The sequence below is a fragment of the Dehalococcoides sp. genome (genome assembly GCF_041654235.1).
In the GTDB taxonomy this organism is placed as follows: domain Bacteria; phylum Chloroflexota; class Dehalococcoidia; order Dehalococcoidales; family Dehalococcoidaceae; genus Dehalococcoides; species Dehalococcoides mccartyi_B.
In genome coordinates this window covers 1-7,564 of record NZ_JBAZDW010000059.1, presented here as the reverse complement: position 1 = coordinate 7,564, position 7,564 = coordinate 1, and the positions used below count along the sequence as shown (strand labels likewise).

At 47.2% G+C, this 7,564-nt stretch carries 7 protein-coding genes; 1 reads left to right on the top strand and 6 read right to left on the bottom strand.

All coding sequences use genetic code 11. The features are described from left to right. Positions 1-201 precede the first annotated feature (201 nt). The 6 genes from WC259_RS06825 to WC259_RS06800 form a co-directional block, all read right to left on the bottom strand. Positions 202-3,390: a PAS domain S-box protein gene (locus WC259_RS06825; protein WP_015406784.1), complete on the bottom strand. Its 3,189-nt coding sequence runs from the start codon at positions 3,388-3,390 to the stop codon at positions 202-204. A gap of 78 nt (positions 3,391-3,468) precedes the next feature. After that, positions 3,469-4,860, bottom strand: coding sequence for a cobyrinate a,c-diamide synthase (locus WC259_RS06820; protein ID WP_015406785.1), 1,392 nt, complete (start codon positions 4,858-4,860; stop codon positions 3,469-3,471). Between the two features lie 39 nt (positions 4,861-4,899). Further along, on the bottom strand, positions 4,900-5,316 hold the full coding sequence (locus WC259_RS06815; protein WP_012984083.1) for a secondary thiamine-phosphate synthase enzyme YjbQ: 417 nt from the start codon (positions 5,314-5,316) through the stop codon (positions 4,900-4,902). Continuing rightward, on the bottom strand, positions 5,309-5,680 hold the full coding sequence (locus WC259_RS06810; RefSeq protein ID WP_011308763.1) for a response regulator: 372 nt from the start codon (positions 5,678-5,680) through the stop codon (positions 5,309-5,311). The genes WC259_RS06815 and WC259_RS06810 overlap by 8 nt, the downstream gene beginning before the upstream one ends. Positions 5,681-5,761: 81 nt before the next feature. Beyond that, a complete protein-coding gene (locus tag WC259_RS06805; protein WP_015406786.1) occupies positions 5,762-6,154 on the bottom strand; it encodes a response regulator in 393 nt (130 codons plus the stop codon). Positions 6,155-6,298: 144 nt separating this feature from the next. Further along, positions 6,299-6,871: a rhomboid family intramembrane serine protease gene (locus WC259_RS06800; protein ID WP_372643777.1), complete on the bottom strand. Its 573-nt coding sequence runs from the start codon at positions 6,869-6,871 to the stop codon at positions 6,299-6,301. Between the two features lie 106 nt (positions 6,872-6,977). Between WC259_RS06800 and WC259_RS06795 the strand changes: the two genes are divergently transcribed. Then, a partial coding sequence (locus tag WC259_RS06795) for an ornithine cyclodeaminase family protein (protein ID WP_372643774.1) occupies positions 6,978-7,564 on the top strand: 587 nt, incomplete at its 3' end.

The following is a 7,564-nucleotide window of genomic DNA, read 5'->3' as shown; positions in this document are numbered from 1 at the left end:
GTGGCTATTGCCAAGCTTCGGCAGTGGATACAGGCGCAAAACACCAACCCTGAAGCGGGCATTGCCCGGCTGGAAAGTCTGCTGGGTGAGCTGGACGGGGCAAAAATCAGCTAGAACTGAAAATATATATGGTGGTCAGTCCGGTTGTCAGGAGTAAGCTTTCGGCGTGCTTTTGGCAATCGGACTCTATATACAAAAAGGCTACCCGGCTGTTTGGTTAAGGCCGTCAGCAGGGGAAGCCGGCTTGATATCTGCAAACGGCAATTCAATGCGGAAAGTAGCCCCGTTTCCAAGGGTGCTTTCTACGGATATCTTGCCGTGGTGTTCCTCGATAATGCCGTGGCATATGGAAAGACCCAGCCCGGTTCCTTTGCCAACCTCCTTGGTGGTAAAGAAAGGGTCAAAAATACGTTTCATATTTTCGGGGCTGATGCCCGGGCCGTTATCTGAAATACTGATTATTACATAGCCGTTATGCTGGCTGGTCTTTATGGTTATTTGGGGGTGGTCTTTAAGCCGCAGGAAAAACTCTGCGTTAATAATAATATTTATAAGAACCTGCTGAATCTGGAAGAAGTCCAGCATTACCCGGGGCAGATCGGGATCCAAATCAGTCAGGCAGCGGATATTATTAATCCGGTGGTCATGTTTGCGTAATTCCAGTACCTTGTGAACGCTCAGGTTTATATCACCGGCTTCACGGGTGGGAGTATGCTGACGGGCAAAGGTAAGGAGGTTACGAACTATCTCGGCTGCCCGTAATGCCTCGCGGTGAATGGTTTGGATATCTTCTTTTATGGATTCTTCCAGTTCATTCATCAGCAGCAGTTCGCTGAAACCCACGATACCTGTAAGAGGGTTGTTTATTTCATGAGCCAGACCGGAAGCCAGTTCACCTACAGAGGCCATGCGGTCAGTCATTATAAGCTGCTGCTCCATCTGTTTGCGTTCAGTTATATCTACGCTGAGTATTATTATGCCCTGAATCTCGCCGGCATATCCGCGGAGTACCGCCCCGCTTATCTGGCTGAAGTATTCGGTCCCGTCCGAGCGTAAACACCGGAGCTCCAAATTGCGTACTTCATTCAGATGGTCTGCTTGGGTCAGGTATGCTCTGGCTTCCTCACGGTCTTTGGGGGCAATAAATTCCAGCCCGTGTCGGCCTATTAATTGGTCTTTGCTGGTGCAGTGATTCATCTTTAGCATAGTCTGGTTTATTTCAGTAATGTATCCCTTGGCATCCATAACAACTATGCCTTCGTTAACCCCGTTGAACATACTGCGGATTTTCTCTTCCGAGGCTATCAGGGCATAATTGGTTTGTTTCTGCTGTGTAATGTCAGTGATAATGCAAATTTCGTTCAGCACAATGCCATGCTCGTCAATCAGGGTAGAGCAGTTCACCATGACATCCCGGTATTGGCCGTCTTTGTGCAGCATGCGGCAATCTTTGTTGTAGATAATATCCCCTTGGTTCAGACTGGCAATATGTTTGCGGATTTCCTCTCGGAAAGAATCCTCTATGATATCCAGAAAATTTGTGCCAAGTATTTCAGCCGGGGTGTATCCCAGAATTTCCTCGATACGCATATTGCAGTCATTGATAATTCCGTTCGGGTCAAACGAGATAATTATGCTGGCGGCGGTTTCAAATATTGAGCGGTAGCGGTTTTCGCTGCGGGTAAGGGCATCACGGGCATTCTTCAGGCGGCTTATATCTGTAAAGGTGGTGTAAACCATATATGAATTTTCCTGATTGATATGGAACAGGGGAAGAGCAAACAGATTTACCCAGCGGATATCGTCAGAGCGGTTATTCTTAATGCCCATGAAAACATTACGTACCGCTTTTCCAGTCTTCAAGGCGACTATTACGGGATTTTCACCGGGCGGCATGATTGAGCCATCTTCATGCACATATGTCCGGGCAGGGTCGGCAATGTTTGTGCCCAGCAGTTCGCTTTCGTGCTTCCCGAAAATGGCATTTGCCGCCGGGTTGGTTTCAATTATGGTGCCTTTATCATTAACATAAATAGCCCCCTGGGCCATAGTTTCAAACAAAGTGTGGTACTTTTCTTCGGACATGCGCAGGGCTTCTTCAGTATGTTTCAGCTCGGTAACATCTTCACCTGAGTACAGTATCGAAACTATCTGCCCGTCTTTGTTACGGATAGCGGTAGAATGCCACAGGATTACCTTTTCCTGGTCGTTTTTAGTCAGGATTACATCCATATAGCGTTCCGGCAAATCGGCTTTGCCGGATATAATCTGTTTGTACATGGAACGTTTTATCAGGCGGCGGTAGCCCGGTATAAACTTCTCAAACCAGTTTTGGCCCACAATCTCCTGATATTCATACCCCAGTATCTGGCAACCCCGTTTGTTAATCTGTGAAATAGTTTCATCTGCATTGAGGACAACTATAATTACGCCCGCAATATCCAGATAAAGCTGGGCTTTGTCCCGTTCTTCTTTCATCCGGGTTTCGGTTTTGGCAATTTCCTGACGGTGGCGTATTTTTTCCACCCCCAGCGATATATCTTGGGAAACCTCACGCAGAAGGGAGACTTCTTCTCTTCCGAATACGTCAGGGTTATTTGAATAAACGCATAATATTCCCAGCAGTTCATTCCCGAAATCAATAGGCGAACAAAGCAGACTGTGGCAATGCTGGCAGTGTGGGGCAGAGTTATCAGCCGGTTGGGTTTGAATATCCGGCACTACTATCAGACTGCGGCTTTTAATAGCCTGCTGTATCGGTTCGCCGGGTAGGTGCAGGCAGTGCTGGGCGGGGCATTTTTCGGTTGAAAGGCGGGATTGCCCGTTTACAGCGTGATAACGGGGTTCAACCACCAGCTGGTCAGGGGGCGCATAGCCTATCCAGGCTACCTGATATCGCCCGGCATAAACCAGCCTTTCACACACCCGTTCCATCAGCTCTTCTTCGTTATCTATATGGGTAATGTGGTGGTTGATGTCCCGTATCATGGAAAGTATCTGATTGAGTTCTTCCTCATGGCTGATAATCCGGCTATGGTTGTGAATTATAAGGCTTACCAGCCAGCTTGCACCCAGAGTTACTAATACAAGTATAAGGATAATTGGTTCAAATATGCCGATTGTAACCAGCAACAGCATGCCTGTAATCAAAATGCCGCTTGCCCAGAGCATGGAAAGTTTAATTCCCCAGCGCCAGGTGGCAATGGCAACGATGATTATGATTGTGGCTGCTTCTACGCTTGTGGTAAAAAGTTCCCAATTGGGGTTTTGAAGGAGGTCTTGAGGGGATAAAACCGAATATAACCCTAATACGATTACCAGTATGGATAATCCGGTGACGTATCTGAAGTACTTATCTCTTAAAAGAGAGGGGGGCTTTTGGTTTGTCACTAATCTGTTTTCCCCTCCCGCCTGTTGGTTTATATTAAACCAGAACCGACTTAATTATTCAAAACAGAGTTAAAAGGGTTAAATTGTACAAAAATCTTTGGAAATACGAATAAAATTCTTTGCCAGGTCGGGATTTGTGCCGAAATGAAGGTGAAGATAACTGGCCAGTACGTTAGTACTGCCCCCTATGATAAAGCCTTCATTTTGGCCGACAAATTCGGCTGGTTCCAGCAAGGTATAGGCAGGTTTGGTCTGGGGTGAGGGCAGCTTTGACCAGTGGAAAATGTGGCCGCGGAGTTCTGTGCCTTTGGCAGACAAGATATTGTCATTTTGCACCGCTGCTCTGGTATATCCCAGACGGTGAAGCTTCTTCTGCATAACGGATATGCCAGGTAGCAGTCCCAGCATTAAGTATTTAGTACTATCAAAATCTTCTATAGCCTCGGATAAATACATAAGCCCGCCGCATTCGGCATAAATGGGCATGCCATCCGCCGCCGCTTTGGTCAGTGTGTCTTTCATAGGCTGGTTGGCACTCAGTTCAGCGGCCATTATTTCCGGAAAGCCGCCTCCTATATATATGCCGCCGATATCCGGAGGCAGGCAGGTATCATGCACCGGGCTGAAATAACAAAGCTCTGCCCCCCAGTCGGACAACATATCCAGATTAGCCTGATAATAAAAACTGAAAGCTTCATCTTTGGCTACGGCTATACGGGTAACGGGGCAGGCTGGAGTTTCTGGGAACAGACAAGGCAGGGGTTTCTCAGGCAGGGGTGGGGCATTGCGGGCAATTTCCAGAATACGGTCAATATCTATAGTGTTTTCAATACGGGTAGCCAGATTTTGGATAAAGGTTTCCAGTTCTCCGCCTTCAGAGGTAGTTTTCAATCCCAGATGGCGTTCCGGTATGACCAAATCTTTATTGCGAAGCAGGTAGCCTATCACCGGGGTTGAGGCATATTTTTCAATTGCTTTGCGGCAGATTTCATAATGGCGCGTACTCCCTGCCTGGTTGAGTATAACGCCGGCAATATTTATACGGGGATCCAGATTTTTATAACCCAGAACTATGGCGGCAGCACTTTCAGCCATATGTGAAATATTTACTAGCAGTATGACAGGGGCTGAGAGTAACCGGGCTATTTCGGCTGTAGACCCTCCGGGGCGTTCCCCGCCGTATCCGTCATACAATCCCATAACGCCTTCTACCAGAGCTATATCCCGGTTTTTCAGACCGTGAAAAAATACCTCTGTCATAGCGTCTTTACTTAGCATCCACGAATCAAGGTTATGGCAGGGATTATTTGAAGCCAGAGTAAGGTACCCGGGGTCTATATAATCAGGGCCGCACTTATAGGCGGCTACTTTGTGTCCGCGTTGGGCAAGGGCGGCAGTAAGGCCGCTGCTTATGGTAGTCTTGCCGCTGCTTGAAGAAACTCCGGCTATAACAATACGGGGGAAATTCATATTGCAGAGTATATCACTCTATGTTTATTTGCGTAAAGCTTACTTTTCCTTGAGGATTTTTATATTCACTGTACGTTTCCGGGGACCATCAAATTCAGCAAGGTAAATACCCTGCCATGTTCCCAACAGTATCATTCCTTCTTCTATAATCAGGTTCAGGCTGTTTCCCATCAGGCTGGTTTTGACATGGGCGGCCGAGTTGCCTTCGGCGTGAAGGAAGGGAGTAACGGAAGGGACTATCCGTTCAAGCTGGGCTTTGATATCGGTGATAACGTCAGGGTCGGCATTTTCGTTTATAGTCAGTCCGGCAGTAGTGTGAGGGACAAAAATAAGGCACAGGCCGGAGGTAATACCGCTTTGGTGGATAACAGAACGAATCTGGGGGGTAATATCTATAAATTCGGTTTGGCTGTGGCTGGGTATTTCAAGACGGTACAGGGGCAGGGCATCAGTCATGCTTGATAAACTCACTCACCTTGTTGCGCAGTTCCTGGGGATTAAAGGGTTTGGTAATATAGCCGTCCGCACCCAGCTGTTGGCTGAGTTTCTTGTTCAATTCGTAGCCCACCCCGGTCAGCATAATAATAGGAGTGGAACTGGTTTGCTTGTCACCTTTGAGCATGCAACAGGCCGCCAGTCCGTCCAGTTTGGGCATCATGATATCCATGAGTATCAGGTCAAAATTCTGCTCGCGTGATTCTTTCACGGCTTCTTCGCCATTTCTAGCCTGAACTATCTGATAGCCTTTGTCCAGTATGCTGCAAACCAGCTGCCTGATGTGTTCTTCGTCATCAGCTATCAGTATTTTTATTTTGGACATGACTGCCTCCCTGAGATACCGGAGATAATAAGTAATAGTATATCATCCGGAGGTAAAAAAAAAGATAGGTTTTAAAAAACCTTAGTTCTGTTCCCCAAGTTTTTGGAAAGTTTCGGTGATTATTGTCTTAAGATCGTTGGGGGTGAAGGGTTTGGGTAAAAAGGGTTGGCCGGTGGCATCCAGAAAACCCCGGGTGGTCTCATCCAAAAGGTCACCGGTTGTGAATATAATCCGTTTGGCGATATTCGGATAATGGTTCAGCACGTATGCGTACAGGTTTTTACCATTCATAACGGGAGTGCGTATATCTACCAGACAGAGGTCAAAAGTATCTTTCTGGATAAGTGATTGACCTATCTGTCCATTTATAGCTATGGTGACATCAAGCCCCATGCCTTCCAGAGTGCGCAAGCATACCTGGCATATGGAGGGTTCGTCTTCAACTACCAGTACCCTGTATTTTTTATCAGTCATAGAGTCCTGTCTGTTGGAAGGAAAGTTTGGATTGTTAGAATGGGTAATGAATTTATACTAATGGTATTGTATCACAGAGTTGCCAGCTGTCAATAGAGAGGTATAGTAAAGTGTTAAAAAGGCAAAAAAGAGGTCAAAAAATACTTAAAACTTGAATTTACCCTGCTGGATAAGGTAGCCGCAGGCAAGCCCGACGAGTAATCCCCCCAGATGTCCCTGCCAGGCAACCGACGGAAGGAAGGACAGGATAATAAAGCTGCCAATGACTGCAATCCAGAGAGGGATGGGTATTGGCAGAGGGAAGACCATAACCTTGGAGTTCGGGCGAAGTACTGCCAGAGCTCCGCCAAGTGCAAAAACCGCCCCTGAAGCACCTATTACATATCCGTATGAACCGGCGTTTAGTAGTATAAACAGCAAACTGCCTGCCAGACCGCCCCCGAAGAATATTATCAGCCAACTGCGCTGGCTTATCATCTGGAGCAGGGCATTGCCGAAGAAATACAGGGTGAGCATATTGGCAAAAAGATGCCAGAGGTCTGCGTGGACAAACAGGCTGGTTACAATAGTCCATGGGTGGCTGATGGCGGTTGCAGGTTGAAGCGCAAGGTACGGCCCAAGCTGAGGAACGAAATTAACCCCGAAGAATACAACCACGCAGGTGATTATTATCAGAAGTATGATATCCGGCTGGTTATGGTAGTTTGAAAATTTCATATACAGTAATTCTGACAGTTTTATCCAAGGTGTGTCAAATTTTTATTGACAGGCGGATTTGAGTGGCACTAAAGTCTTATCAGTAAGGTATTGATGAGGTGAAACTATGCCCACGCTTATTCTCTCCCGTAAAGATATTTCCGGACTGATTTCCATGCCGGTGGTTATACAGGCAGTAGAGCAGGCTTTTAAGGACTGGGCGGTGGGGTTGGCGGATATGCCCTCTAAAGTGTATCTGACACTTCCCGGAGGGGATTTCAGGGCTATGCCGGCCTCCTTGCCGGGTGCGGCCGGAATAAAATGGGTAAATGTCCATCCCGGAAACAGGGCTTTGCATATGCCTACCGTAATGGGGCTTATAATTTACTCTGATCCGGATACCGGTTATCCGTTGGCAATTATGGACGGCACAGATATTACCGCTTACCGCACCGGGGCGGCAGCCGCCATAGCCTCAAGGTATTTGGCCAGACAGGATGCCACTACGCTGGGAATTATAGGGGCGGGGCGTCAGGCCATTACCCAGATAATGGCCCATAAGGTGCTTTTTGAACTTAGGGAGATACGGGTGTACGACATATCTCCTGATGCGGGTTTAAGACTCATAGAGTATTTCCCTGATCTGAATATAAGGCAAACCAGCCTTGAAGAAACTGCCGCTTCAGATATTATCTGTACCCTTACTACTTCAAC

Bases quoted from the DNA above. Each gene is read 5' to 3' on its own strand.
- WC259_RS06820 (WP_015406785.1), bottom strand. From the start codon at position 4,860: ATGAATTTCCCCCGTATTGTTATAGCCGGAGTTTCTTCAAGCAGCGGC.
- WC259_RS06815 (WP_012984083.1), bottom strand. From the start codon at position 5,316: ATGACTGATGCCCTGCCCCTGTACCGTCTTGAAATACCCAGCCACAGC.
- WC259_RS06810 (WP_011308763.1), bottom strand. From the start codon at position 5,680: ATGTCCAAAATAAAAATACTGATAGCTGATGACGAAGAACACATCAGG.
- WC259_RS06805 (WP_015406786.1), bottom strand. From the start codon at position 6,154: ATGACTGATAAAAAATACAGGGTACTGGTAGTTGAAGACGAACCCTCC.
- WC259_RS06800 (WP_372643777.1), bottom strand. From the start codon at position 6,871: ATGAAATTTTCAAACTACCATAACCAGCCGGATATCATACTTCTGATA.